Consider the following 25,150-nt stretch of genomic DNA (forward strand, 5'->3'; position numbering starts at 1 on the left):
CTCATCCTCGGATCCATCACTTCCCTCTCGACCACGACGCTGTTCATGGCCGGGCTGGTCCCGGCGGCCGTGCTCGGGGCATGCGTGATGATCCTGGTCTTCTTCCGCTCCCGCGGAACGGCACGTGCAGCCCGCACCTCGCTGGGGGAGAAGGGTCGGTCCGTCGCCCTGGCGCTCCCCACTCTGATCCTCCCGGTCGGGCTCGTCGCCGGCATCGTCACGGGTATTGCCACCCCCACCGAGGTCTCAGCACTGGCCGTGGCCTATGCCTTCGTCCTCGCGTGCATCTCCCGCTCCGGGCGCCTCCGCCTCTCCTGGGAGTCCCTGCGCGAGACTGTCACCACCGCTGGGATGGTCCTGTTCATCATCGCCGCGGCCGCGCCCTTCGCTCAGACACTGGCGTCGGCCGGAGTCTCCGCCGCGATCGCCGACGCCATGTCGGGCCTGTCCGGCTCCACCTTCCTGTTCATGATCGTCAGCATCGTGATCCTGATCATCATGGGCCAACTGCTCGAAGGGATGCCAGCGGTGCTGATCTTCGCCCCGCTCCTGCTTCCCATCGCCGTCCAATTCGGCATCAACCCCGTGCAGTACTCAATGGTCCTCGTGATGGCCATGGGGATCGGCTCATTCGCCCCGCCAGCTGGCATCGGCTTCTACGTCGCCGCGGCGACCGGCCGAGAGACCGTCGAGCGGAGCACCCGGCACTTCCTGCCCTACCTGTGCGTGCTCTTCGCCGGCGTGCTCCTGCTTGCCCTCGTGCCGTGGTTCAGCACGGTCCTGCCGACGATGATGGGCTTGAGCATCCAGTGAACGAGACAAATGCAGCCGTTTCCCTTCTCGGCTTGGGGCGAATGGGCATGCCCATCGCCGAACGGCTCCTCGCCTCGGGAGGGCGTCTCACCGTGTGGAACCGCACCGTCTCGAAGGCCGACGCGCTGGCAGCCCTGGGCGCGCGGGTGGCGCCGACCCCCGCTGGCGCCGCCTCGGACATCACCCTCACCGTCCTCACCGATCTCTCCGACGTCAAGGAGGTCCTGAGCGGCGAGGACGGCCTGCTGGCCGGCTGGCAGGCGGCGAACGTCCGCCGGCCGATCCTCGTCGTCCACGGGACCGTCTCCCCGACAGGGATCGCCTCCCTGGCCGAGGAGCTCGCACATGAGGGCATCGGCGTGGTCGATGCCCCGCTCAGCGGCGGGGTGGCGGGGGCGGAGAGCGGCGCCCTGAGCGTGATGGTCGGCGGAGAGGGCTGGGCCGTGGCGAAGGCCATGCCCGTCCTGAGAACGGTTGGCTCCACAGTCGTGCACTTCGGCCCGCCCGGGGCTGGCGAAATCGCCAAGGCCTGCAACCAGGTCGTCGTCGCCAGCACCGTCGCGGCGATTTCCGAATCCCTCGTCCTGGCCGACGCCTGCGGCCTCGACAGGGCCCAGCTGCTCCGGATACTCGCCGGCGGGCTAGCCGACTCGGAGGTGCTCCGCCAGAAGCGCGACCGCTGGCTGGAGAGGGACTTTAGCGGCGGCGGCAGCGCGGCCAACCAGCTCAAGGACTTGCGCTTCGCCGCCGACACCGCCATGGCGAAGGGCCTGACCCTGCCCGTGTCCCTCACGCTCAAGCAGGCGTTCGAACAGATGATCTCCGAAGGGCTCGGCGACCTCGACCACTCAGCCATCGAACTCACCCTCGCCAAACATCCGCACCCGAAGTGACGGTTGAGGGACCGAGCTGGGGACACATCGGAGCCATCACCGGGTGAATTGCTGCAATAGCGCGTCCGGGGACTCTAGAGCTACTGAAGCCACAGCGCTCAGAGGCGTCGGCTCAGGTCCTGCTCCACAATCCTCGTACCTCGACCGTTGCGGCAAAGTCCAGATTTCGAGGTACGAGCGGCTGTGCGATCGCGAACTTGGCATCCTGGACCGGCTCAGCGGGTTGGGGGTGCAGAATCGCTATCCCGAGGTGGTCCCCAGCGCCGGGACTGGCTGGGCAAACGGTACTACCGTCCGGCGGGAGGGGAATCGTGGGCGGACGAGGCACTAGGGCTGCAATCCGTCTTTGCGGAGCTGAACATCTTGGATACGGGACACTTGGTGATGCCGGTGTGCCGCGCCGTGATCATGCCGTTCCGGTATGTGCTGGTAGGCCTCACCGAAGGGGAACTGCTGGACTTGGTTGCCAGCGAAACCGGTGGCCGTACAACTGGGAGTGGTGGCGTCAGAGCGCGGTTCGGCTCGGGAACTGCCAGTGTGAGCTTTCCGGCACCAGCGCCGAGGGCCGTTGCCCCGTCCAGTAAGGCGGCGCCGGGCGTGGCTCGGGCCCCGCCAACCACATGGACTACCGCCAGTACTTCGAGGAGAACGTCGAAACAGACGGGCCGGGATCTCCGACACGTTCGGAGCGGCCGCGAGACAGGCAGCAGGCTCCTGGGATGATCTGTCCGAAGGGAATCTTCAGCCAGCGAACGGATCGCCACGCGTCTTGCAGACGACGCTCAAGCGGGATGGGGCGCGACCCGGTCACCGGTGAACCCCAGGTGCGCGCCTACGCCGTGTACCGGCCCGCTTCCGAGCGGGTCGCCCAACGAGCGAGGGATCTCGGCCCCGATCTCGGTCCCGCTGAGCGCGCGGGCTGTGGCTGCGATCGAGGCGGAGGAGGCTGGTGTTTGGGAAGACGATCCCGCGTCCTAGTCGAGGGCCATACACAGCCAGATGGCCACGCCGCTGAACAGGAGATGGGCCGGGCGTCGCACTTCGCCGCATATATCGCCCCACCTCAGCAAGAGCGCCCAACGGAGATCTGCGGGTGGTCGGCGGCAAACTTCTTGTTCACGATCAGCACCGTGGTGGGGAACAGGCCGGGCTTGCCGGTCTGGGACCCGTCCCACAGGGTCTTCTCGTCGACGACGACATCTGGAGATTCGTATGATCCGGACCCTCACGTCCGGGCACGGCGAGTTCAGTCGCATGAGGGTCTCAACGGCGTAGAACCGTAAACCTCGGTGTGCCGGGCCAAGCCAAAACTTCAAAAACGAATTTGCCTGAAACCGGAGCGGACGAGAACTTAGATGGACCAAAGACACTCCCCACAGACAGGCTTGTGGACCCCTGGGCCGTCGCCTGTTCTTGGGGGCAGGGAAGCATGATGCCAGCGGTGACCGGGGATCCACCGTCTGAATCCCCAGTGGGTCAGGAGGTAAGAACGGTGCGCGCTGCGGGCCCGGGCTGTCCCTGAGCCTGCTGAGGTGATATGGGCCCGTGGCCAGCCTCGCAGTACGCCATCATCCTGACCTCTTCGCCGCAGTCGCGATGGCGGACCTCCCACGGTGCGCCTTCGGGATCGGCCGCATGCCGGTCGCCCCATTGCTTCAGGGCGATCAGCACGGGCCACAGGTCCCAGCCCTTCTCCGTCAGCACGTACTCGTAGCGGGTACGCGCGCCCGGCGCTCGATACGGCTCAGCCTCGAAGATGCCGGCGGCCACGAGCTTGCGCAGGCGGTCCGCGAGCACGGCGTCGGATAGCCCGACATGCCGGCGGAAATCGTCGAAGCGCCGCACACCGTTCACGGCGTCTCGCAGGATCAGCAGCGACCACTTCTCGCCGATCAGCTCGAGGGTGCGCTGTACCGTGCAGTTCTCGGTGCTCGTCTCCAACCAGGTCATGGCAACCATTCTATGCTGGCTTCACAATTGACAGCCAGCCTCGACCTATGGCTAACTATGCAATATGAAGCCAGCTGAGGCGATGCTCCGCGCGAGCAGGACGCGGAGCTATGCGTGGCAGGACCCTGCCATATCCGCTGGTGCCGTCGGGCGACTGAGCGGGCTGGAGTTCCTCCAGGAGCTGCTTGCCGGCCGCTTGCCGGAGCCACCGCTCGCGGCCGCCCTTGGCTTCACCCTTGAAGAGGTGGCCCCAGGGCACGCGACCTTTGCACTGGAACCGGGGGAGGCCCATTACAACCCGATCGGCGGAGTCCACGGGGGCGTCTACGCAACGCTGTTGGACTCCGCCGCAGGCTCGGCGGTCCAGTCCCTTCTGCCGGCGAACACGGGCTACACCTCCCTCGACCTGAACGTGAAGTTCCTGCGCCCCATCACGGTGCACACCGGCAAAATCCGTGCTATTGGCGCCGTGCTCAGACACGGTCGACGGACGGCACTCGCCCAGGCCGAACTCCTCGACGCCCGCGACCGACTTCTGGCCCATGCCACCAGCAGCTGTCTCATCTTTCCCGTGTCCCCAGATAGCGGCTTGCCCGCCCCTTCGACGACCACCGCCCCAGCATGAAGGAAGACCATGCACACCATCGAGGCATCCAATCCCCATCGCGAAGCCGCCAGCGATGCTACGGCGGAGCTGAAGGCCCGAACGCCGCCGGGCGTCTGGCTCCAGCCCGCCCTTATCGCCCTCGTCCTGGCGTCCGCCTTCATCACCTGTTACATCGGACTGCAGCGAGACCCCACCCCGCACCATCTGCCTGTCGCCGTGGTGGGGAGCAACCTCTCCGAGCAGGTCCAGAACGCGCTCGGCGACGCCGTCGCCACCGTGCCCTCAGCTTCCGCCGCTGCGGCACACACTGCCCTGGAGGACCGTGACGTCGTCGCCGTCCTGGCCCAGGAAGCCCCGGGCCGACTCGCGCTCCACGTGGCGGGCGCGAACGGCCTCTCCACCACAACCGCTGCGGAGAACCTCCTCACTGCCTATGCCCACCGCGCCGGACAAGACCTCCGAATTGCCGACGACGTTCCCCTCGCCGCCTACGACGCCCGCGGCTTGGCGGGCTTCTACCTCGCCTTCGGCGTCACCCTGGCAGGCTTCGTCCTCGCCCAGAACATCCTGGTCCTGTCCTCACGTCTTCGGCTGCGGCACCGCTTCACGGTGATTGCCGCCTCCTCGACGGCAGTCGGACTGGTCGGGGCGATTCTGGCAGGTCCGATGCTTGGCGCAGTCCCAGCGCCGTTCGCCCCTCTGGCGCTCACGCTGGCGCTGCTCGCCGCAGCGGCAGCCTTCGCCACCAATCTCCTGGGATCCTTCTTCGGGGCCGTGGGCGTACCGATGGCAACCCTGCTGCTGCTGACCGTCGGCAACTCGACCAGTGGCGCCACGATTGGCGAGGACCTGCTCCCCGTGGGCGCCCAGGCGGTCTCCGCGGCGCTTCCGCCCGGAGCAGCGGTGCGTGCAATCACCGATCTGAGCTACTTCGGGGGAGCCCATGTCGCGCCCGCGCTGCTGACTCTCAGCCTGTGGGTGCTCCTGTGCGCGGCCCTGGTCTGGGCGAGGGAGGCCTTCCGCCGCTCCAGGCTGCGTCCAGGACGGCTTCTCTCGGAGATGAAGCCGTCATGATCCGATCCGAACGGGAGCATTCCATGAGCACAGCCAAGCGAGTCGCGGTTGTCACCGGCGCTTCATCCGGCATCGGCGCGGCCGCCGCCAGCGCTCTGCTCGACGCCGGCTTCGAGGTCGTGGGCACAAGCCGCAGCGCCGCCGGGCTCAGGGCCGACGGCGGCGTGGCGCTGATCGACCTCGACGTCACCAGCGAGGTGTCCGTCGCCGCGGCCGTGGGGCAGGTGGTGGAGCGCTTCGGCAGGATAGATGTGCTCGTGAACAACGCCGGCATCGGCGCGTCGGGGGCGGCCGAGGATAGCTCTGTCGATCTCGACCGCCGCCTGTTCGAAGTCAACGTCTTCGGCGTCATGCGCACGACCAAAGCCGTCCTCCCGCACATGCGCGCCCGGGCTTCAGGCCGCATCGTGAACATCTCTTCAGTCCTGGGTCTCGTCCCCCAGCCCTACATGGCGGCTTACGCGTCGACGAAATGGGCGATCGAAGGGTGGACCGAGTCCCTCGACCACGAGGTGCGCGAGCACGGTATCCGCGCAGTGATGGTCGAGCCAGCGTGGACCAACACCGGATTCGAGGCGAATGCACTCGACGCTGACCAACCGAAGCCTGCTTATGCTGCCCAGCGGAAGATCTTCGCCGAGTACGTGGGCGATGCCCTTGAGCGTGGCGATGCCCCGTCCGTTGTCGCCGCCTCGATTGTTCGGGCGGCGCAAGACCCCACGCCCAAGCTCCGATATGGAGCGGGAAAGCGGGTCGCGCCGATCAGCTTGATGCGCCGCTACGTGCCACACTCCGCCTTCGACAGGCAGATCCGAAAGCTGAACCGTCTGCCGCAGTGAAGCCCCGTTCGCCTCGCGGAGGCCCAGAGGTACCCGCACAGGTCGTCAGAGGTTACGGGGGCGGGGACGGTCAGCCGTGCCGGTCGAGCGCCGCGAGCAGGCGCTTGACCGAGCCGCCGAGGTTCCACGCCGAGGCGAGGCGTTCGAGTTCGAGGCGGGGGCCGTCGTCGACCGCTCGCAGCCGTGCCCCGGCGGCGTCGAGCGTGGGGAGGTCCAGGTCGCGGGCCACATTCACGACGGCGGGCGCCACTTGGAGGTAGTCGGCGGCTGCGGTGAGCCTGGCCCGCATCGGGGCCGCCAGCTCGCTGTCGGGATCCTCGGCCGCCTCGAGGAGGCCCTCGAGCGTGCCGAAGCGCGCGAGCAGGGTAGCTGCAGACTTCTCGCCGATGCCGGCAACGCCGGGGAGGCCGTCCGAGGCGTCGCCGCGGAGCACTGCGTAGTCGGCGTACTGCTCGGGCAGCACGCGGTACTTGCTGACTACGACAGCGTCGGTGACGGTCTCGAGGTTTTTCATGCCCCGGGCGGTGTAGACGACCCGCACGTCGCGGGCGTCGTCGACCACCTGGAAGAGGTCGCGGTCACCGGTCACGACATCGACGGGTAGCGCAGCATGCGCGGCATAGCTGCCGATGACGTCGTCCGCCTCGTGCTCCGGGGCGCCGACGACGGCGATCCCCGCGAGGCCCAGCACGTGGCGGATCAGCGGGACCTGGGCGACGAGACCTGCGGGAACGGCCTCGACATCAGGGCCGGCCCCGACATGCCGCTCGACGCGATGGGCCTTATAGGAGGGAATGAGGTCGACGCGCCAGCGCGGGCGCCAGTCGTCGTCCCAGCACGCGACGAGGTGGGTGGCGCCGAAGTCCGTGGTGAGCCGGGAGATCATGTCCAGCAGCCCGCGGACTGCGTTGACCGGCGTCCCGTCCTCCCGCCGGATCGTCTCGGGCACCCCGTGGAAGGCGCGGAAGTACAACGAGGCAGTGTCGAGGAGCATGAGGCGCTCGGTCATAGCCCATCCTGACATGGCCACCGTTCCCGAACCGCGTGGATCAGGCCATTGGTCGGTTGCTGCCGCGGCGCGTTCTGAATTCACCGCCGATGACGTGGTCCCTTCCGGCGAAGCCGTGGCTAAGGAAGTCCAACGTGCCGCCCCAGCCTGTGATGATGGATTGCCTACAGGAGCACCATCAGGCACCCATCTCGGCCTCGCCGATCGGCGTTATTGGTTGAGGTGTGCAGGGGCTGGCCCGATGGGGAGGATGTCGGTGCCGAAGTCCTCGATCGTGTACCGACCGCATTGGATGGTGCTCGACGGCGCCGTGCGTGCGACGGGCGGCAGTGTCAGGGGCGGGTGCTCGGACGCGGTCGCGGAGTCAGTCAGCACGAAGGAGACCGCGGGTCGGGAATAGTCGGCGCGGTCGGCGAGCCATGGGTAGGCGCGGAAGTAGTTGTCCACTTGGATCAGGCGGTCTGGTTGGGCGAGATAGGCCTTGGGCCCTCGGGCGCTGAAGAAATCTCCGGCCCCCGTCCGATGGGCTGCGGTGATCCACGTATCCACGCACTGGATGTCGGGGTCCACGAGTGCGGCCGATCTGCTCAGGGCGCCCGCGAGACCGGACGACGCGACGAGAAGCGCTACGGCAGTGCCGGCCACCAGCGCCTGGACTGTCCGGCGGGGAAGCCTTCGAAGGAAGGCGAACCCGTGGGGAAGGAGCCGTGGAGCGAACACCACCACGCAGACGGGCGCGATGAACAGCGGCTGCACATACCGGGGTGTGTAGGCACCCAGAGCGATCGAACCCACGACGGCGGCCACAGGGGCGACCCAGCCCATCCCGGAGACGATCGCCGTAGCGGCGTCCCGCGAGGCGAGGGATCTGCGGTACACCATCGCGCAGATGATGATCAGTGCCACGACGAGGGTGAGAGACACAGCGCCGGAGACACTCGACGTACGGTCGGCCAGGCTCACGGGGTAGCGGAGGGCAGCCCATGCGGCCAGGCCGGGTTTGACATAGGCCGGACCGTCCTTGCTCACGAGGGGCTCGAAGGGGATCCTGGCCACCAGCCCCAGGCCGCCGCCTAGCACGAGGAAGACGCCTTCCCGCAGGAAACGGCCCCAGCTGATGATGCGCCGCCCAGCCAGAAGGGCGAGCACCAGCAGGAGTGGTCCTGCTGCCCACGCCAAGTAGAGGGGGTTGGTCAGGGTCGAGGCAGCGGTCAGGGCCGTCAGGGTGCCCCGATGCCGACGCCGTCCTCCACCTGACGGGTCAGCGGCCAGACGGGCAGCCAGTCCCGTGGCAGCGACCGACGCAAGTCCGGTCATCCCGTAGTAGGTGGTGGTGGCCAGCAGCGAAGCGACCTCGAAGGTGTCTCCACGGGGAGAGTCCTCCAAGAGGGTCAGGAACACCATCGTGGCGAAGGCCGCGAGTCCGCCGGCGATGCGACGCGTTCGCGGACACCTGCGCTGGACGTAGCCGCTCAGAAGCCTGAGTGAGGCGTAGAGCAGGAGGAGATTGACGACGGCGTTGAGCGCGAAGGTGCCTTTGACCCCCAGTCCGAGCGCGGCAAGCGCGAAATATAGCCCCATCTCCGGAATGAAGAGCACAGCCGAGAGGTACCAGTCCTGTGGCTGCCCGGCGACGACTGACCCTCGCACAAGTGCAGGCAGCACCGAGTCGGAGTCGTAGTACAGGATCCATGAACGATCAGTGGCATCGATGTGCACGACAGCCAACAGTGCCAACGCAATGGCCACCAGAACGCCAACGGTCTCGGCCACCCTTGGGGGCACGGCGGGGGAGAGCGGTGCCCTGGTCTGCTCCATGGTGATGGCCGGGCGGGCGAGACTTTCAGGCACCCCTCTTACCCCCTCCTCGAAACCACTTCCTCCTCCATCCCACACCGCCGGACGCCGCTTCTCCGAGAACCTCGGCCTATCCTTGGCTGATCTTTCGCTTCGCTTCCGAGGCGATCCTTTCAGCTCAGCCGACGGGTGCAGCCTCCAAGGCATCGGCGGCGTGGTCGCGCAGACGTGATACCTCCGGCGCCTCTGGGACGCCTGCGGTGGACGGGCGGATGGCCCGCGCGACGGAGAGGACCTTCTGCAGCGTCGCGTCGAGCTCCTGCGCGAGGCACTCCGCGGCGACCACATGGTCGGGCCTGACCACAAGGGCCGAGAAGGGCCGCGCGTCGAACCAGCGCTTGAGCTCGCCGGAGGGGTCGCCGACGACGGTCACCCCGCCGGCTGCCTTCGCGGCCGCCCACGGGAGCTGGGCGGCGGGCACGACGTGCACGAGAGTGGCGCCGAGGACGGGCAGCAGCTCCGTGGTGGACGGGGACAGCAGGGCGGCAGGGTCGTTGTTCCACACGATGACGCGCCAGTCGGCGCCGGTCGCGTCGTCGAGGAGCTTCTCGGCTCCGTCAACGGTCCGCACGCGCGGCTGCGGGAACAGCGTGCCGACGGACAAGGGCGAGTCCGCGGAGACCGGCACCGACTTCGAGCGCGGGAGCGATGACGGGACGACGACTCCGCGCTCGTATTGCGGCATTGGCTTGAAGCCCTGCGACGAGACCTGTGCCCTGAGCTTTGGCAGCTTCGAGATCACCGCGGCGCTGACATCCCGTGCGGCCGAGGCCAGGCGGCTCCGGTTCGTCATGAGGCGCGACATATTCAGGGAGAGGCCGATCATGGCAGCGACGTGGTCGCGCCGCTCCTGATCGTAGGTGTCCAGAAGGCTGGCGTCGGCACGACCGTCGACGACGGCGGCAAGCTTCCAGCCGAGATTGACGGCGTCGCGGATGCCGGAGTTCCAGCCCTGGCCCGCGACGACGGGCATGACATGGGCGGCATCGCCGGCGAGCAGCACGCGAGCCTTGCGGAACGTCCCAGCGATGCGGGCATTGAAGGTGTAGACGCGTCGCCGAATGATGGTCAGCGCGCTCGGGTCGGGGACGTGATCGGCCAAGAGGCCGAACACGAAGGCGTCGGTTTCAGCAAGCTCTTCCTCCCCGGGGAGGACGTTGAACTCCCAGCGCCGGATGCCGTGCGGCAGCGAGAGCGTAGCCCACCCGCGCCTCGGGTCGCCACCGAAGACGGCGTGCGGTGTGCCGATCGGGTCATTGGCGACGTCGATCACCAGCCCGGGCGTCTTGCGAGTCTCGCCTTCGAAGCTGATGCCAAGAGCTTTCCGGGTGCCTGAGCTTCCGCCGTCCGCGGCGACGGCCCATTGCGCGCGGACCTCGCGCTCCTTGCCGCTGGCTGTGTGGCACAGCACGGTCACGCCGTCGTGGTCCTGCCTCAGCTCCGTCATCCGGACCCCGAACCGGACCCTCACATGCGCGAACCGGTCCAAGCCGTCGAGTAGCACCCGGTCGACGAGAGGCTGCACGAAGCCATTGCGTCTCGGCCAGCCGAACACACGGGTTGTCGGGTCGACGACGCCGATCACCTTGCCGCGGCCGTTGATCATGCGGATCTGCTGGTCGGGAACGGTGTGCGGCAGAACCTTCTCCACGAGGCCGATGCCCTGCATGACCCGCATGGCCTCGTCATCGATGCCGACCGCGCGTGGGTAGTCGATCAAGTCGTGGCCCGCCTCGAGGACGAGCACGTCGATTCCCCGCAGGCCGAGCAGGTTGGCCAGGGTCAGGCCCACAGGGCCGGCCCCGATGATCACGACGTCGGTGTCGTAGCCCATTGTTCGCTCCTTAGCGCCTTGATGGCGGAGTGTGCCATGGTGTTCAGAAAGACGAGGTCGATGCCGAGGCCCACATAGTCGACCAGCCCGTCCTCGAGGAGTCCCTTCGCATAGTCGGCGGAGGCGCAGTAGATGCCCAGGGTGAGGCCGGCGTCGCGGGCCTTCCCTGACAGTTCGGCAATCGCGTCGCGCACGGGGCCGTCGGCCCAGTCGCCGCGGCCGGGGAGCCCGTAGCTCACGGCGAGATCGGCGGGGCCGATGTACACCGAATCGATTCCCTCGACCGCGAAGATCGCGTCCGCATTCTCGAGGCCCGCACGCGTCTCGATCTGGACCACCGCCGAGACGGCCCGGTTGCCGGCCGCGGTGTAGTCCTGGCCCGGGTAGAGGGAGGGGCGCGAGGGGCCGAGGCTGCGGTTGCCCAGCGGCGGGTACTTGGTGGCAGCGACGAGCTGGGAGGCCTGCTCGGCCGTCTCCACTGTGGGGGCGATGATGCCGCGGGCACCGGAGTCCAGCAGGCGCAGGATCGCCGCGGCGTCGATGGAGCCGACGCGGGCATAGGCGTACTCGCTGTGCTCGCGGGGGATGGCGCGAAGCATCCGGCAGGCTTCTTCCAGTCCGACCTCGCCGTGCTGCAAGTCCACGATCACGCCGTCGTAGCCGGAGGCCAGCACGAACTCAGCGGCGGCCTGCGAGGAGAGCGCCTGATGCAGAAGGGCGGGGGCGTGCGCGGCGGATGTCACGGCAGCGCGCTTCATCTCGACCCTGCCTGCACGGCCTCGGCGTCGGCGAGGCGCTTCGCGTGCGCTGCCGCGTTGGCCCCGCCGAAGACCGGGACGATCTCGCGGCGCGCGAACCGCCACCCGCCGTCGACCTTGCGATACCGCTCGCGGAACTCGCCGACGCTCGCGGGCTTGAGCACATCCTCGGCGGCATCGCGGAAGGTCAGGTAGGAGACGGTCCCGACGAGGATCTCGCCCTCCCAAGCAAGGCGGATCCCGCCGATGACATGGCGTCCGACGACGTCGGTCTGCCGGGCGCGCTTGGCTCCCCAGGCCCTGATGGCGTCGCGGCCATTCATGGTGCCGAGCGGCCCTACCGTGACGGCGTCCTCGGTGTAGAGCTCCCACGTCGTGTCGGCCTGGTTGTGGTCGAGGCGGTAGAGCAGTTCGGAGATGAGCTGCTCGATCTCGATCCTGGTCTCAATGTCGACGCCATATGTTCTCTCGGTCATTCTCTGTCCCTAGCTGTTCGAGTCGAGGGTCGCCGTGACGCGGCCCAGTCCTGTGATGGTGGCGACGCACTCGACGTCGGCCGGCCACGGCTCGATATAGCCGATCGAGCCCGAGAGCAGCAGCTCGCCCGCGCGCAGAGGCTGCCCTATACGTATCGCCGTCTCGGCGAGCCACTTGACCGCGTTGATCGGGTCGCCGAGCACATTGCTGCCGATCCCGCGGGTGATCTCGACGCCTTGCGCGGTCGTGATGACCATCTCCGCCGTCGTCAGGTCGACCCCGCCGTAGGCGTGCCGCTCCTCGCCGAGCACCAGCCCGCCGCAACCCGCGTTGTCGGCGATGGTGTCGACGATCGCGCCGACGTTGCCGGGGAAGCGGAAGTCGACGATTTCGAACGCTGGTGTGATGTAGTCGATCGCATCCCTGATGGCCTGGAGCTCGGTATCGAGGATGTCGTCCTTCAAGGCGAAGGCGACTTCCGCCTCGATGCGCAGGAAGTTGAAGCGCGACTGGGCCAGTCTGACGCCCGAGGGGTAGACCATGTCGTCGTGGATGATCCCGTAGTCCGGCTCGAAGACGCCGACGCGCTGCTGCACGAGCGGATTCGTGAGGCCCACCTTGCGGCCCGCGCGCTGCACGCCGAGTTCGGCCTCACGGCGGGCGGCGACGATCTCCGAGATCCGGTAGGCGGACGAGAGGTCGTGGTCGGGCAGGCGGGGGCTGACGAAGTCGATCGTGTAGGTCCCGCGGCGCGCGAGGTAGATCTCGTTGGCGATCTCCTCGATGGACTGCTCGCTTGCTGTGCTGGTCACCCTTTCCTCCTCAGGAAGTCGAGGGTGTGCTCGTTGAAGGCATCAGCGCCCTCCCACTGCGGCCAGTGGGCTGCTTCGGCCACGAGCAGGTACTCGCCATCGGGGATGGCTGCGGCCAGCTGCTCGCCGACTTCTGGGCCGCCGGTCGGCTCGTGGTCCGTCCAGACCAGCAGCGCAGGCACGGGGATCGCCGCGTAGTCCTCGACGGTGACCCGGTTGCGCCAGCGCGTTTCGGGTTGGCGCAGCACGGAGATGTGGCGCATGGATTCCTCGAACCCTGGCCGTGCGTAGATGGCCTGACGGACCTTCACCAGCTCGTCGGTGATTTTCTCCGCGTCGTGGATGACGACCTGGAGTCGCTTCTTGACGTTGTCGTAGCTGGGGTCGGAGACCGCCTGCGCACTGACAGACTGGGCCCGGTCGACCTGCTGCTCGCCCACCACGCGGCCTCCTGGCGCGCTCAGCACGATGGTGCGCAGGCGCTCGGGATGATGGGCGGCGAACTTGATCGCGATCCAGCCTCCTAGAGACTCTCCGATGAGGTGGACGCGGCCGAGGCCGAGGGCGTCGAGCAGCGCCAACAGGTGTGCTTCGTACTCGGGAATCTCGAGGTCGTGGTCGCTCAGGGTGGTGAAGCCGTGCCCGGGGTAGTCGTAGCCGATGACGTGGTAGTGGGCCGCGAGCGCGCGGATGTTCTGCGTAAACGCCTCGATGTGTCCGCTCGTGCCGTTGAGCAGCACGACGGTCTGCTCGCCGTGGCCGACGTGCAGCACGCGGGTTCGCCAGTCGCCAACCTGGACGTACTCCAGCCGGTGCGGGAGGTCGGCGACGGCTTCCCAGAAGGTGACCGGCTCCGCCACGCCCTGGGCAGCGGGCGAGAGCGCGTCGATCGGGGAGGTCACGAGGCCTCCGTGATCGCGGCCTGGATGCCGAAGCCGGCGCCCCAGGTCTTCACCGCCCAGTAGTGGTCAACGGCAATGCGGTACACCCCGGCCGTGGAGAGCGCGGCGTAGGCAGCGATCCAGCTCCGCATCTCATGTGCCGCCGATCCGCCCTCAGCCATGAACCAGTCGTTCGCCCAGCCGTCCACCGGACTCAGGTCCCCAGAGCGGAACGTGTCCAGGAGCAGGTGGTCCCACTCCTCGTTCAACGGATCGCTCGGGGCCTTCCCGTCGGCGATCGCCTGGATGCCCCTCACGATCTTCTGCTCGCGGTCCAGGCGCTCCTCACGCGTGGGGACGTAGGCGATGAGGCGCTCCTGCATGGTCCCGGGAGCCCCTTCCCACCGGGGGATCGGCGGGTTGTGAGAAATGCCGCCGGAGGCGACGAAGAGCACCCGCTTGTCCAGCGCCTGGGCCGCCTTGCCGAAGGCCTCACCCATCTCGCGGACGCGGCGCATGGGGGTCAGCGGGATGCCGAGGGAATTCACGAACACCGGGACGATCGGCTGCGCGAAGTCCTTGCCGAACACGAAGTCGAGCGGCTGAACGACACCGTGGTCGACCTTCATGCGCTCCGAGCGCCCGATCTCGATGCCCTGTTCCAGCACATGGGCGTGCAGGGCGCGAGCAGCGTCGCTGTCCACCGGAAGGGGGCCTTCGGTGGTGTTGTAGTCGCCGACGCCCTCGGCTTGGGCGCCCACCGCCCACGGGGTGATGAGCGAGTAGAGCTGGCCGTTGAAGTGATCGGGGCCGAAGACAATGACGACCTCGGGATCGTAGTCCTGCACGAAGGCCTTGACCTCGTCAATCGCAGACTCGATCTCGGCGAACGTCTGACCGCCGGGGTCGACGTTTCCGAAGGAGGGGGCGTGGGACAGGGCTGCCACCGCTAGTGTCATGGGATTTCCTTTCCAGAACTATGTCTCTAGAATTTTTATTCTAGACAAAGATACAATCCTTCCGGGCGTCGCCGGACCCAGGACGCCCGGAAGGAGGTCGTCACGTGGTGGGGGAAGCGAGGGGCTCGCTTGCCTCGGAGGCGCCCTCCGCCGTCGTCGTGCGCTTTCGCTGCGCAGACTCGAGCGCGCTGAGCCCGACGATGGTCAGGGCGGAGACGATCAGGGGCAGTGCGAAGATCACGAACACGGCCGGCACCGGCATGTGGGCGTCGAAGGCCGTGCCCGCGAGGATCGGTGAGGCGATGCCGCCGATGCGGCCGGCGCCGGCCACAATGCCGTAGCCGGTGGCCCGGGCCAGGGTCGGGTACAGCTTGGGGATGATCTGGTAGAAGCCCGTCACGCCAGCGCTGAAGAAGAAGGAGGCGACGAAGAGCTCGATGAGCGAAGCCGGAAGGTTGGTCTCGATGAATCCGAACAGCGCGAGGCCGGTCGCGCCGACGATGAGGAAGAGGGGGGTGAGGATGCGCGGGTTCACGCGGGTGGAGATGAAGCCGAACACCAGGGCGCCGATGATGCCGCCAAGGCCCAGCGACAGTGTGGTCGGAGCTGCGAGAGCAGGGTTCTTCGTCGCCGCGGCGAGGGTGTTCGGGGCCCAGCTGTTGGCGAAGTAGAACACCACGAGGAAGGAAATGTAACCGACGATCATCAGTACCGTCTGTCCGATGAGCTGCTTCGAGAACACAGTGCGCAGCGCGCTGCTGCCCTCACGTGCCGGCAGCTGCTCCTCGGGCAGGCCGGGCAGCGGATCGTGGCCCATCCGGGCAAGAGTGCTGTTGAGGCGCTCGAGCGAGCCCGGCTTCCGGCGTGCGGCGAGCCACGCGATCGACTCGGGGAAGAGGGCGACCGCGAGCACGAAGGCGGTGACGGAGAGCGCGACGCCAACCCAGAACGCGAACCGCCAGCCCTGCACAGGCAGCAGCGGCCCGATGATGATGGCGCCCAGCACGGCTCCGATGTTGATGGCGGCGGAATAGATGGCCATCACAACGGGGTACACGCGCCGGTTCGAGTATTCGGCGGCGATGACGCCTACGACGGAGATCAGCGCTCCGACGCCGAGGCCGGTAATGATCCGTGCCCACAGCATGCCGGTCATGTCGGTGGCGAAGGGCGAGACGAGCATTCCGATGGCGACGACGACGGTCCCCACAATCGCGATGCGCCGGCGGCCGATCTTGTCCGCAATGGGCGCGACGACGACCGAACCGACGACCATACCGATCAGGGCGCCCGAGAGGACCAAGCCGATCATGCTGGCAGACGATGCGAACTGCTTGGTGACATAGGGGGCCACGAACACCATCATGGCGGAGTCGTAGCCCTCGAGGACCGTCAGCACGATGGCGGTGACGACGGCGAGGATCTGGAACCGGCTCATCTTCGAGCCGGCGATCAATTCGGTGACCTTCATGGGGTGCCTCTCTGCACAAGACCGCGAGGGGGATGAGTTCTTCCGCTGGGGGAGCTCCATACCGCGGTCCAATTCTAGAACCTGCGTTCTGGATTGCTAAGACGGTATATCGTGGATCACAGAGGCGTCAAGAGTCTCGAGACGAAAACAGGTCCGGAAAGGCAGGGGAGCATGGCGCGACGCAAGAACGTCCACCACACGACGCCCGAGAACGAGAAGGCGATCCTGGACGCTGTCCTGGCGCTGGCCGTCGACGCCGGCTATGAAGGCACCACGATGGCGGAGGTGGCCCGCGTCTCGGGGCTTCCGATCGGCTCCGTGTACTGGCACTTCGAGAACAAGGAGAAGCTGTTCGTTGCCCTGCTCGACTACTGCTTCGGCCTCTGGCGCGATTCCGTCGCCGGGCAGAGCCAGCGGGAGCTGCTGGGGAGGTCGATCGGTGGAGCGTCCGCGCCACGCACGGATCCTGCCAATGCGAAGGATGCCTTCTGGATCATCGGCCTGATCTTCGCGCTTGAGAAGCGGCTCGAGGACAACGAAGCGCGCCAGAAGTATCTCGAGATCCGCGGGCGCATGTTCGAGACCGCGTTGGGTCAGGTAGGAGGCCAGTTTCCCACTGAGGCTCTCGAGGCGGACCCGGATTTCGCGCGGAAGATCGTTGCCTTCGGCCGTGCGCTCACGGAAGGGTTCTACGTCTCGGCCTCGGCCGGCGATGACGTCGACTTCGCCGAGCTCGCAGAGCTGTCCACCCTCGCCGTCGACCTGCTGACCGAGCACTACGCAAAGCTCGGTGCCAGGAAGACGCCGACGGAGGAATCCTGATGGCCGGCCTGGAGAAGGTCGCCGTCGTCGTCGGGGGCGGCTCCGGCATTGGCGCGGCGAGCGTCGAGGAGCTTGCCGCGTCCGGCTTTCGGATCGCCGCAATGTCGCCCTCCGGGCGCGCCGCGGACCTCGCGCGCAGGCTTGGTGGCCTCGGCCTCGCCGGCTCGAACCGTTCAACCGATGACCTTCAGGCGATCGTCGACCTGGCCATGTCCGCCTACGGGCGCATTGACGCCATCGTCAATTGCACCGGCCACCCCGCCAAGGGCGGGATCCTCGAGCTGACCGATCAGGACTGGCTCGACGGACTGGAGCTCTGCCTGCTGAACGTGGTCCGCATGGCGCGCCTTGTCACCCCGCACCTGCGGGAGGCCGGGAGCGGATCGATCGTCAATATTTCGACGAGCTCGCCGTTCGAGCCGAACCCCGCCTACCCGGTCTCGGCAACCATCCGCGCCGGCCTTGCCTCCTTCACCAAGCTCTACGCCGACGAGTACGGCCCGCAGGGCATCCGCATGAACAACGTCCTGCCCGGCTTCACCAAGCCCGACCCCAGCACCGTGCCCGACGAGTGGACCTCTCGCATCCCGCTGCGCCGTGCGGCGAGCACGGCAGAGGTCGCGCGCGTGGTCCGCTTCCTCGCGAGCGACGAGTCGAGCTACATCACGGGACAGAACATCCGCGTCGACGGCGGGAGCTCCCGCGCCGTCTGACTTGGCTGCCGAAGGTCACGCGGCGATCCTCCGCGCAGACTCCAGCATCGGTTCCAGCGCGCCGTCGAGCATCTCCTCGCGCAGCGTGATGACCGCCAGACAGGCATTCGGGCGCAGCCCATCCGAGCCGATCGGGACGGCCAGGGCATAGGCTCCCGGCTCAACCTCGCCGACCGTGCGCACCCAGCCGCGCGAGCGCGCCTCGGTCAGGACGGCGGGGTCGTCCGGTCGTGCCGGGTGGAGGGAACGCAGCGCCCAGGTGGCAGCGCCGTGGTCGAAGGGGTAGCTGGCGCCCTCGCTGAGCGAGAGGTGGAAGCCCGCCGACCGGGGCGTCTCGACCAGCAGCGCGTAGGCTGCCCCCGCCTGCTCGACGAACAGGGCGACGGTGGCGCCCAGCCTGTCTGAGAGGCGCCTCACCTCGGGCAGCACTTCCTCGCGGAAGACGGCGACGCCGTTGCGCGCCAACGGGATCAGCCCCGCGCCCGCGCGATACCGCCCATCGCCTCCTCGCGCGATCAGGCCGGCCTCCGAAAGGGTCTGCAACAGCCGCGAGGCGACACTGCGGTGGATGCCCAACCCGGCGGCCACTTCCTGGATCGAGAGGCCGTTGCTGGACATCGCGACGTTCTTGAGAGCCTGAATTCCGCGCGCCAGTGTCTGCGACCCCTGAGGGGCCGAGGGGGGAGTCTCGGACATGCCCACAGCGTATCTGCGCTCCTTGCGTAGCTTGACAATGATGCGTGCATGTCTCCATTATCTACTCAAATCTGTTTCTCTATGTGCATTATTTGCACAGCAACATCCTCGGAGGCTTCAATGACGATTCCTGCCTCGACCACCACGCCCACGGAGGCGGTCGACGACGTCTACTGGCGCGAGGAGTACGAGCCGATCACTGAGGACGATGCGTTCCTGCAGCGCATCGTCGACCAGGCGGACCTGCCGTCGCTGCTCGTCGCGGTCGCTGCCGTCACGGGAGATTTCCAGATCGTTCGGTCCGAGCTTCGGCCCCCGTTCCCGCCAGCGGACGTCGTTCCGGCCCCCCAGGGCGGCCTGAGCGCCAAGGCACAGGCCGAGGCACGCCAGCTGGCCCTCGCCGCCCTCAAGCAGGTTCGGGACGAGCACCTCACAAGACCGCGTCGCCTCGATCCGACGGAGACGCGCATCCTGCTCGACTTCCTCACCAACGGCGCCGCAGATGCGGATGCCGAGCTGTTGACCCACGAGCTCGACCTCGCCCCGAAGAAGCTCGGCGCCCCGGACTGGACCTTCGAAGAGGTCGCCCGGGGCCGGCAGTTCAGGGTCGCGGTGATCGGCACGGGCATGTCCGGCATCGCCGCGATGTACCGGTTGAGCCAAGCAGGCGTGCCGTTCACGGCCTTCGAGAAGAACCCCGACGTCGGCGGGGTGTGGTGGGCCAACACGTATCCAGGCGTTCGCCTGGACACCCCGACCTTTGCTTACAGCTACTCCTTCGCCCAGCGTGCCGACTGGCCCAGCGCCTACGCCCGGGGAGAGGAGATCGAGGAGTACGCGCTCGAGATCGTGGAGCGGGCCGGCCTGCGCAAGCACGTCGTGTTCGGCACGGAGGTCACGGCGCTGCGGTGGGACGAGGAGCGCGGCGACTGGGAGGTCATGACGCGATCGGGCGGCACAGAGTCCGTCCAGCGCTTCAACGCCGTCATCTCGGCGGTCGGCCAGCTCGAGCGCCCGAATATCCCCGAATACCCCGGGCGCGGGGACTTCCGCGGCGTGCAGATGCACTCGGCGCGCTGGGACCACGGGGTGGAGCTGGACGGCAGGCGGGTCGCCGTCATCGGCACCGGCGCCAGTGCCTACCAGATCGTCCCGGCCATCGCGGACCGGGTAGCGCAGCTGACCGTGTTCCAGCGCTCGGGGCCCTGGATGGTCCCGGCGCCGAACTACCATGACGCCACCCCCACGGCACTGAGCTGGCTGTGCGAGCACGTCCCCTACTACGGGCAATGGTTCCGCCTCTCCGGCTTCTTCCAATCCGCCACCGGCCGCACCCACACCGTGATCGCGGACCCCGGCTGGGAGCGCGAGGACTCCGTCTCACCCGTCAACCTCAAGGTGCGCCAGATCCTCACCGAAGTCATCAGGGAGCAATGGAAGGACCACCCCGAGCTCCTCGACACGGTGGTGCCAAGCTACCCGCCGGGCGGCAAGCGGATGCTGCGCGACAACGGCGTCTGGGCCGAGGCCCTGCAGCGTCCCCATACGCGGATCGTCACGAGCGGCATCGACCACTTCACCGAGAACGGGATCGCGACCGACGACGGGGAGCTCCACGAGTTCGACGTCGTCGTCTACGCGACTGGGTTCCAAGCCTCCGACTTCCTCGACCCCATGGAGGTCAGGGGTGCGACCGGCGAGACCCTCAAGGAGCACTGGGACGGCGACGCCCGCGCATGGGGTGGCATCTCGGTCCCGGGCTACCCGAACCTGTTCATGATCATGGGCCCGAATACGAACTACGTGGTGCACGGCAGCCAGCACTTCATGATGGAATGCGCGGTCGAATTCGCCGTCGAGGCCATCCATCAGACGCTGCTGCGAGGCGTGAAGGGCTTCGCCGTGACGCAGCCCGCGCTCGACGACTTCGTCACGAAGGTCGATGCCGCCAACTCCACCCGCGCGTGGGGACAGCCGCAGGTGCGCACTTGGTACAAGAACCGCAGGGGCCGTGTATCCCAGATCTGGCCGTTCAGCCACCTCGAGTACTGGCAGCTCACCCACGAGGTCGACTTCGACCGCGACTTCACAGCCCACCACTGACCGAAGGGAACAGCGATGTCCTGGGGACTGATCGCACAGATGGGCTTCGTGTCCATCCAGACCACGGATCTCGAGGCATCCGTAGCCGATGCCACCACGCTGCTGGGCCTGCATGTGAACACCCGGACCGACGGGGCGGCATACCTCGCTGCGGCCGAGGTGCACCATGAGCTGAGCTACCACGGCGGCGACCGCAACGGCGTCGACCGGATTGGCCTGGTCGCGTCAAGCCCGGGCGCCCTCCGCCAGCTCTACGACCGTGTCAAGGGGAGCGGCCTACCGATCCTTTCGCGAGACGCGCAAGGCCCAGGGCTGGCCGAAGCCTTCTCCTTCCTCGGCCCCGAAGGTTACGTCTTCGAGGTGTACACCGGCATGGAGCGCGTCACGAACCCGCTCGGACGGGGCGCCTCTGGGCCGGACAGGTACGGCCACCTCAACCTCCATCCCCAGGACGTCGTCGCGTTCAAGGACTTCCTCGTCACCGTGCTCGGCTTTCGCCTCTCCGACGTGATCGGCGACGACTTCGCCTACTTCCTGCGCTGCAACAGCGACCACCACGGCATCGCGCTCATCAAGGGACCTGGGACCCTGCACCACCATGCGTGGCAGGTGCAGTCCGCCACCGAGCTGACAAAGGTGTGCGACAGAGTCGGCGCCGCCGGCCGCGAGATCATCTGGGGCCCGGTCCGCCACGGCGCGGGCCACAACATTGCCTGTTACTACGTCGAAGCCTCGGGCGCCGTCGTCGAAATCTATGCCGACCTCGAGCAGATCTACGACGACGAGCGGCCGCCCTTGCTGTGGGGCGCCGAGGACAACTGGTACAGCATGTGGTCCGACTTCCGGCCCGAGTCCTTCCGCATGCACGGCCTCGCTCCCGCGCCCCTCAGTGCCGCCATCCCGCGCTGAACCAGCCTCCTGTCCATCAGAACGACTTGCGACCCATCAGAGAGACCAGGATTCCATGAGATACCTCAGCTTCACCACCACCGGCGGACCCACCTGGGGGGTTGCCGTCGACGGCACCGCCTACGACCTCGGCCCCACCGGCGCCGATCTCGCCCCCACCCTGGGCGACGCGGTGCGAACCGGCGTCTTCGGCACCATCACGGAGTCGAGCGCACGGCAGGCACCGGCAACGCCGGAATCGGACATCCGCTATCTGCCGGCCGTCACCGACCCGGCCAAGATCATCTGCATCGGCGTGAACTACCGAACCCATCAGGAAGAGACCGGCAAGGCTCAGCCATCGGCCCCCACCATCTTCTTCCGGTACCCCGACAGTCAAACGGGCCACCTGCAGCCAGCCGTGCACCCGGCCGTGAGCAGCCAGTTCGACTACGAGGGGGAGCTGGCCCTCGTGATCGGCCGCGACGCCTGGCGGGTCGCACCCGAGGACGCCTACGACGTCGTCGCGGGCTATGGGGCGTACAACGACCTGTCTGCGCGCGACTGGCAGCGCTCCGCAAGCCAGTGGGGTCCGGGCAAGAACTTCCCGCACACCGGTGCCTTCGGCCCCTACCTCGTGCCCGCCACCGACATTGGCGACGTCACGGCGCTGCACTTGCAGACCCGCGTGAACGGCGACATCCGCCAGGACGCCAGCCTCGCCGATCTTGTCTTCGACATCCCCGCGATCATCAGCTACGTCACCACCTTCACGAAGCTCTCGGCGGGAGACATCATCGTGACAGGCACACCCGGCGGGGTCGGCCTGTTCTCCGACCCCGTCGCGCTGCTCGGGCCCGGCGACGTCGTCGAGGTCGAGATCTCAGGGCCCGGCGGCTTGAGTCTCGGCACCCTGAGCAACACGGTGGTCGCCGAAGGCCTCATGGTGGGCTGACGAATGCCGCTCCACACCTTCGACGACCGCGCCCTCCCCAACGGGTCCAGGACCGACGTCGCCATCATCGGCGCCGGACCGACTGGGCTCGCCGCTGCGGCCCTGCTGGCGGACTACGGAGTGCGTGTCACCGTGCTCGAGAAGCACCCGTCGACCGGAGACGAGCCTCGCGCGATCTCGATCACCGACGAGAGCCTGCGCATCCTGCAGCAGCTCGGTGTCCTCGAAGGAGCCTCCTCGGAGATGCTGCTCGACACCGGCGCTCGCTACTTCGGGCGGAAGGGGCAGCTGATCGCCGAGGTGAAGCCCGCCTCGAGTCGGCTCGGGCACCCCGGCAAGTCCCAGTTCGACCAACCCGATCTCGAGGCGCGACTCGCCGCTGCCGTGGCAGCGCGGACTAATGCGCGGCTGCGCTTCAAGCACGAAGTAACCTCGATCGCCGACGGACCCGAGGGAGTGACCCTCACCGTCACCGGACCGCAGGGCGCGTCTTCCTTCAGCGCCCGCTGGGTCATCGCGTGCGACGGCGGCCGCAGCTTCGCGCGCGGAGCGCTCGGCATCGGCCTCGAGGGCTCAACCCAGGTCGAGAAGTGGGTCGTTGTCGACCTGCGGAACGTGCCGGGGGAGCCGGAGCGCTTCGCCGAGTTCCACTGCAACGGCAGGCGCCCCGTCGTCGTCGTGCCCGGTGCCGGTGGCCGTCGTCGCTACGAATTCATGCTGCTGCCGGGAGACGACGAAGCCGAAATCCTCTCCCACGAGTCGATCGCTCGGCTCGTCGCACCGTTCCACCCGATCAGCCTGGGCGACGTACGCCGCGCAGCGGTCTATGTTGCGCACCAGCGTGTCGCGGCACGCTATCGCTCGGGACATGTGCTGCTGGCCGGGGACGCCGCGCATCTCATGCCGCCCTTCGCCGGGCAGGGCCTCAACGCGGGCCTGCGCGACGCCGCCAACCTCGCGTGGAAAGTCGCCGCCGTCGTCAGCGGCGGTGGCACCGACGCGCTGCTAGACACGTATGAGGCTGAGCGGCTCCCACACGCCCGCGATACGGTCCGGCTCTCCCACCGAATCGGCCAGGTCGTGATGTCCACCAGCCCCACGGTCAACCTCCTGCGCGACACGACTGTGAACGCCGTCGGCATCGTGCCGTCCTGGAAGCGGTGGCTCACCGGAATGAAATTCCTCAAACAGCCGCACTTCAGGGCGGGATGCGTGGTGCCCGCGGACGCCGCGCTGCCGCCCGCGGCGCGGGAGCTCGTCGGCCGCTCGCTCTCACAGCCGCAGGTTCGGCTGCGCAGCGGCGTCGACGTCGGGCTGGACGAGGTGATCGGGAACAGCTGGGCACTCCTGTCCCCGGCGGACCACGGCGCTCTCGGAGTGATCGCCCTGCCCGAGGGGAGCGACAACCGCCAGCAGGCGGTGGAGACTCTGGTGTCCGACCGGACAGGCGCCTTCGCTGCTGCTGTTGGCGCCCACATTCTGGTGCGCCCGGACCGCTACGTGGCCGCAGTGTTCACCGATACCGCCTCGGCAGTAACTCTCACCCACTTGGCCAAGTACTGCTCGGGGCCCGCCCGCCTGCTGACAGCGCGGGCGGGAGTCTGAGCCTGCCGGGAGTACCCATGCCACTTGACGCTGCCAGCCAGCGGATGCTCGAGGCGATGCGCGCGACGAACGCCCCGCCCCTCCACCAGATCCCGCTTGCCGAGGCGCGCGCACGGGCCTTGCGCAACCTCCCCGCCCTCGCGGACGGCCCGACGATGAGCCATGAGGAGGACGTTCTCATCGATTCGGCAGCGCCCGTCGTCGTCCGGGTGTTCAAACCTGCCCCCACCACCCGGGGAGTGATCCTCGTGTTCCACGGCGGAGGCTGGGTCCTGGGCAACGTCAGCGCCGTGACGCCGATGAGCCGGCACCTCGCGCAGCTCGCCGAGATGACCGTGGTCGCGGTCGAATACCGGAAAGCTCCGGAGCACCGTTACCCGGCTGCCGTCGATGACGCGGTGAGGGCCGTGGACTGGGCAGTGGCGCATCGCGACAGGCTCACGGGCTGCCCGGGAGCGCCAGTCGCGGTCCTGGGCGAGAGCGCGGGAGGCAATCTGGCGGCGGCAGCAGCCCTCTGCCGATCAGACGTGCTGGCTGCCCAAGTCCTGTGCTGCCCGGTCACGGACCACACGATGGACTACCCGTCCTATCAGGATCCGTCCAACCAGCTCACGCTGACCAGCGAGGCGATGGCCTACTTCTGGAACAGGTACCTTCCGGAAGCGGCCCGCCGGTCCGAACCCCGCGCTTCACCGCTTCGCGCGGTGAACCTGGCAGGCGCTCCGCCAGCCATGGTGATCTTGGCGGAATATGACATCCTGCGTGATGAAGGGCGGGCCTATGCGGACGGGTTGGCCGCTGCCGGGGTCCCCGTGCTCAGCCACGTCGCCAAGGGCCAGATGCACGGCTTCCTCTCCAACGTGAACGTCCTGCCTGCTGCCCTCAGCACGCTCGAAGCCGCTGCCGCCTTCCTGAGGATGTCCGGAAGGAGACCTCTGCTTCTACAGTCCCGCCGCGGCGACGCTCACCAGTTCTTCGAGTCCGAGGGCGGGCACGGCGAATCGGGCGGTCACGCGGCGGGCCGCGAGGTGCCCTGACCGCCCTCGCGCGTTGCGCCGTCACGTTTGCGGGGTGAACACCCTGCAAACGTGACGGAGCAACGGGAGTGCTGTTGGGTGCCGGACAGCCCGGTCA

At 67.8% G+C, this 25,150-nt stretch carries 23 protein-coding genes and 1 pseudogene; 13 read left to right on the forward strand and 11 right to left on the reverse strand.

What is annotated here, in order from left to right:
- The 3 genes and pseudogenes from ACTHL9_RS03655 to ACTHL9_RS03665 all read left to right on the forward strand — a co-directional run.
- Positions 1-813, forward strand: an 813-nt coding sequence (locus tag ACTHL9_RS03655; protein ID WP_440517384.1) for a GntT/GntP/DsdX family permease, incomplete at its 5' end; no start/stop codon positions are given.
- Positions 810-1,706 carry an NAD(P)-dependent oxidoreductase gene (locus ACTHL9_RS03660; protein WP_440517386.1) on the forward strand — a complete coding sequence of 299 codons (897 nt, stop codon included), beginning with the start codon at positions 810-812 and terminating at the stop codon, positions 1,704-1,706. The genes ACTHL9_RS03655 and ACTHL9_RS03660, both read left to right, overlap by 4 nt.
- Positions 1,707-1,878: 172 nt before the next feature.
- Positions 1,879-2,177, forward strand: a pseudogene (locus tag ACTHL9_RS03665) (histidine phosphatase family protein); the annotation flags it as partial.
- Between the two features lie 1,005 nt (positions 2,178-3,182).
- On the opposite strand, the gene ACTHL9_RS03670 reads toward ACTHL9_RS03665, so the two are convergent.
- The gene (locus ACTHL9_RS03670; RefSeq protein WP_440517387.1) at positions 3,183-3,656 is read right to left on the reverse strand and encodes a winged helix-turn-helix transcriptional regulator; all 474 of its coding nucleotides are present in this window, start codon (positions 3,654-3,656) and stop codon (positions 3,183-3,185) included.
- Between the two features lie 64 nt (positions 3,657-3,720).
- Here ACTHL9_RS03670 and ACTHL9_RS03675 point away from each other — a divergent pair, with 64 nt between their 5' ends.
- Genes ACTHL9_RS03675 through ACTHL9_RS03685 form a run of 3 tightly spaced genes read left to right on the forward strand, consistent with a single transcriptional unit; the run spans position 3,721 to position 6,176 of the window.
- Entirely contained in the window at positions 3,721-4,281 is a 561-nt protein-coding gene (locus ACTHL9_RS03675; protein WP_440517388.1) for a PaaI family thioesterase, read from the forward strand.
- Positions 4,282-4,290: 9 nt separating this feature from the next.
- Complete coding sequence (locus ACTHL9_RS03680) at positions 4,291-5,337, forward strand: hypothetical protein (protein ID WP_440517389.1); 1,047 nt, start codon at positions 4,291-4,293, stop codon at positions 5,335-5,337.
- A gap of 23 nt (positions 5,338-5,360) precedes the next feature.
- The gene (locus ACTHL9_RS03685; protein WP_440517390.1) at positions 5,361-6,176 is read left to right on the forward strand and encodes an oxidoreductase; all 816 of its coding nucleotides are present in this window, start codon (positions 5,361-5,363) and stop codon (positions 6,174-6,176) included.
- Positions 6,177-6,246: 70 nt separating this feature from the next.
- Here ACTHL9_RS03685 and ACTHL9_RS03690 read toward each other — a convergent pair whose 3' ends face one another.
- The 9 genes from ACTHL9_RS03690 to ACTHL9_RS03730 all read right to left on the reverse strand — a co-directional run bounded on the left by ACTHL9_RS03690 (position 6,247) and on the right by ACTHL9_RS03730 (position 16,234).
- Positions 6,247-7,185, reverse strand: coding sequence for a 5'-3' exonuclease (locus ACTHL9_RS03690; RefSeq protein WP_440517391.1), 939 nt, complete (start codon positions 7,183-7,185; stop codon positions 6,247-6,249).
- A 210-nt stretch (positions 7,186-7,395) separates the two neighbouring features.
- Positions 7,396-9,036 carry a hypothetical protein gene (locus ACTHL9_RS03695; protein WP_440517392.1) on the reverse strand — a complete coding sequence of 547 codons (1,641 nt, stop codon included), beginning with the start codon at positions 9,034-9,036 and terminating at the stop codon, positions 7,396-7,398.
- A 124-nt stretch (positions 9,037-9,160) separates the two neighbouring features.
- Positions 9,161-10,876, reverse strand: a complete 1,716-nt coding sequence (gene mhpA / locus ACTHL9_RS03700; RefSeq protein WP_440517394.1) for a bifunctional 3-(3-hydroxy-phenyl)propionate/3-hydroxycinnamic acid hydroxylase MhpA — start codon at positions 10,874-10,876, stop codon at positions 9,161-9,163.
- Positions 10,852-11,634, reverse strand: coding sequence for an HpcH/HpaI aldolase family protein (locus tag ACTHL9_RS03705; RefSeq protein WP_440517395.1), 783 nt, complete (start codon positions 11,632-11,634; stop codon positions 10,852-10,854). Before ACTHL9_RS03705 ends, mhpA begins: the two co-directional genes overlap by 25 nt.
- Entirely contained in the window at positions 11,631-12,110 is a 480-nt protein-coding gene (locus ACTHL9_RS03710; protein ID WP_440517397.1) for a nuclear transport factor 2 family protein, read from the reverse strand. The genes ACTHL9_RS03705 and ACTHL9_RS03710 overlap by 4 nt, the downstream gene beginning before the upstream one ends.
- A gap of 9 nt (positions 12,111-12,119) precedes the next feature.
- A complete protein-coding gene (locus ACTHL9_RS03715) occupies positions 12,120-12,923 on the reverse strand; it encodes a 2-keto-4-pentenoate hydratase (protein WP_440517399.1) in 804 nt (267 codons plus the stop codon).
- Positions 12,920-13,825: an alpha/beta fold hydrolase gene (locus tag ACTHL9_RS03720; protein WP_440517401.1), complete on the reverse strand. Its 906-nt coding sequence runs from the start codon at positions 13,823-13,825 to the stop codon at positions 12,920-12,922. The genes ACTHL9_RS03715 and ACTHL9_RS03720 overlap by 4 nt, the downstream gene beginning before the upstream one ends.
- Entirely contained in the window at positions 13,822-14,763 is a 942-nt protein-coding gene (locus tag ACTHL9_RS03725; protein WP_440517403.1) for a 3-carboxyethylcatechol 2,3-dioxygenase, read from the reverse strand. Before ACTHL9_RS03725 ends, ACTHL9_RS03720 begins: the two co-directional genes overlap by 4 nt.
- A 100-nt stretch (positions 14,764-14,863) precedes the next feature.
- Positions 14,864-16,234 (reverse strand): MFS transporter, encoded by a 1,371-nt coding sequence (locus ACTHL9_RS03730; RefSeq protein WP_440517405.1) that lies wholly within the window; start codon positions 16,232-16,234, stop codon positions 14,864-14,866.
- A 171-nt stretch (positions 16,235-16,405) separates the two neighbouring features.
- On the opposite strand from ACTHL9_RS03730, the gene ACTHL9_RS03735 reads away from it, so the two are divergent.
- A complete protein-coding gene (locus ACTHL9_RS03735; protein ID WP_440517407.1) occupies positions 16,406-17,056 on the forward strand; it encodes a TetR/AcrR family transcriptional regulator in 651 nt (216 codons plus the stop codon).
- Positions 17,056-17,769 carry an SDR family oxidoreductase gene (locus ACTHL9_RS03740; RefSeq protein ID WP_440517409.1) on the forward strand — a complete coding sequence of 238 codons (714 nt, stop codon included), beginning with the start codon at positions 17,056-17,058 and terminating at the stop codon, positions 17,767-17,769. The genes ACTHL9_RS03735 and ACTHL9_RS03740 overlap by 1 nt, the downstream gene beginning before the upstream one ends.
- A 15-nt stretch (positions 17,770-17,784) precedes the next feature.
- On the opposite strand, the gene ACTHL9_RS03745 is transcribed toward ACTHL9_RS03740, so the two are convergent.
- Positions 17,785-18,465 (reverse strand): IclR family transcriptional regulator, encoded by a 681-nt coding sequence (locus tag ACTHL9_RS03745; RefSeq protein WP_440517411.1) that lies wholly within the window; start codon positions 18,463-18,465, stop codon positions 17,785-17,787.
- A 120-nt stretch (positions 18,466-18,585) separates the two neighbouring features.
- Between ACTHL9_RS03745 and ACTHL9_RS03750 the strand changes: the two genes are divergently transcribed.
- The 5 genes from ACTHL9_RS03750 to ACTHL9_RS03770 are packed head-to-tail and all read left to right on the forward strand — an operon-like array spanning position 18,586 to position 25,053.
- On the forward strand, positions 18,586-20,568 hold the full coding sequence (locus tag ACTHL9_RS03750) for a flavin-containing monooxygenase (RefSeq protein WP_440517413.1): 1,983 nt from the start codon (positions 18,586-18,588) through the stop codon (positions 20,566-20,568).
- 15 nt (positions 20,569-20,583) lie between these two features.
- Entirely contained in the window at positions 20,584-21,477 is an 894-nt protein-coding gene (locus ACTHL9_RS03755) for a VOC family protein (RefSeq protein ID WP_440517415.1), read from the forward strand.
- A 55-nt stretch (positions 21,478-21,532) separates the two neighbouring features.
- A complete protein-coding gene (locus ACTHL9_RS03760) occupies positions 21,533-22,411 on the forward strand; it encodes a fumarylacetoacetate hydrolase family protein (protein WP_440517417.1) in 879 nt (292 codons plus the stop codon).
- A 3-nt stretch (positions 22,412-22,414) separates the two neighbouring features.
- On the forward strand, positions 22,415-24,016 hold the full coding sequence (locus ACTHL9_RS03765; protein ID WP_440517419.1) for a bifunctional 3-(3-hydroxy-phenyl)propionate/3-hydroxycinnamic acid hydroxylase: 1,602 nt from the start codon (positions 22,415-22,417) through the stop codon (positions 24,014-24,016).
- A gap of 17 nt (positions 24,017-24,033) precedes the next feature.
- Positions 24,034-25,053 (forward strand): alpha/beta hydrolase, encoded by a 1,020-nt coding sequence (locus ACTHL9_RS03770; protein WP_440517421.1) that lies wholly within the window; start codon positions 24,034-24,036, stop codon positions 25,051-25,053.
- The last annotated feature ends 97 nt before the right edge of the window (positions 25,054-25,150 follow it).

Origin of the sequence: Sinomonas sp., assembly GCF_051955515.1 — a bacterium.
Taxonomy (GTDB): Bacteria; Actinomycetota; Actinomycetes; order Actinomycetales; family Micrococcaceae; genus Sinomonas.

What these genes read in the sequence shown, in the direction of transcription:
- ACTHL9_RS03690 (WP_440517391.1), bottom strand. Translation starts at nt 7,185, where the DNA reads ATGACCGAGCGCCTCATGCTCCTCGACACTGCCTCGTTGTACTTCCGC.
- ACTHL9_RS03685 (WP_440517390.1), top strand. Translation starts at nt 5,361, where the DNA reads ATGAGCACAGCCAAGCGAGTCGCGGTTGTCACCGGCGCTTCATCCGGC.
- ACTHL9_RS03740 (WP_440517409.1), top strand. Translation starts at nt 17,056, where the DNA reads ATGGCCGGCCTGGAGAAGGTCGCCGTCGTCGTCGGGGGCGGCTCCGGC.
- ACTHL9_RS03710 (WP_440517397.1), bottom strand. Translation starts at nt 12,110, where the DNA reads ATGACCGAGAGAACATATGGCGTCGACATTGAGACCAGGATCGAGATC.
- ACTHL9_RS03770 (WP_440517421.1), top strand. Translation starts at nt 24,034, where the DNA reads ATGCCACTTGACGCTGCCAGCCAGCGGATGCTCGAGGCGATGCGCGCG.
- ACTHL9_RS03760 (WP_440517417.1), top strand. Translation starts at nt 21,533, where the DNA reads ATGAGATACCTCAGCTTCACCACCACCGGCGGACCCACCTGGGGGGTT.
- ACTHL9_RS03725 (WP_440517403.1), bottom strand. Translation starts at nt 14,763, where the DNA reads ATGACACTAGCGGTGGCAGCCCTGTCCCACGCCCCCTCCTTCGGAAAC.
- ACTHL9_RS03675 (WP_440517388.1), top strand. Translation starts at nt 3,721, where the DNA reads ATGAAGCCAGCTGAGGCGATGCTCCGCGCGAGCAGGACGCGGAGCTAT.
- ACTHL9_RS03735 (WP_440517407.1), top strand. Translation starts at nt 16,406, where the DNA reads ATGGCGCGACGCAAGAACGTCCACCACACGACGCCCGAGAACGAGAAG.
- ACTHL9_RS03670 (WP_440517387.1), bottom strand. Translation starts at nt 3,656, where the DNA reads ATGACCTGGTTGGAGACGAGCACCGAGAACTGCACGGTACAGCGCACC.
- ACTHL9_RS03765 (WP_440517419.1), top strand. Translation starts at nt 22,415, where the DNA reads ATGCCGCTCCACACCTTCGACGACCGCGCCCTCCCCAACGGGTCCAGG.
- ACTHL9_RS03730 (WP_440517405.1), bottom strand. Translation starts at nt 16,234, where the DNA reads ATGAAGGTCACCGAATTGATCGCCGGCTCGAAGATGAGCCGGTTCCAG.
- ACTHL9_RS03750 (WP_440517413.1), top strand. Translation starts at nt 18,586, where the DNA reads ATGACGATTCCTGCCTCGACCACCACGCCCACGGAGGCGGTCGACGAC.
- mhpA (WP_440517394.1), bottom strand. Translation starts at nt 10,876, where the DNA reads ATGGGCTACGACACCGACGTCGTGATCATCGGGGCCGGCCCTGTGGGC.
- ACTHL9_RS03745 (WP_440517411.1), bottom strand. Translation starts at nt 18,465, where the DNA reads ATGTCCGAGACTCCCCCCTCGGCCCCTCAGGGGTCGCAGACACTGGCG.
- ACTHL9_RS03680 (WP_440517389.1), top strand. Translation starts at nt 4,291, where the DNA reads ATGCACACCATCGAGGCATCCAATCCCCATCGCGAAGCCGCCAGCGAT.
- ACTHL9_RS03705 (WP_440517395.1), bottom strand. Translation starts at nt 11,634, where the DNA reads ATGAAGCGCGCTGCCGTGACATCCGCCGCGCACGCCCCCGCCCTTCTG.
- ACTHL9_RS03755 (WP_440517415.1), top strand. Translation starts at nt 20,584, where the DNA reads ATGTCCTGGGGACTGATCGCACAGATGGGCTTCGTGTCCATCCAGACC.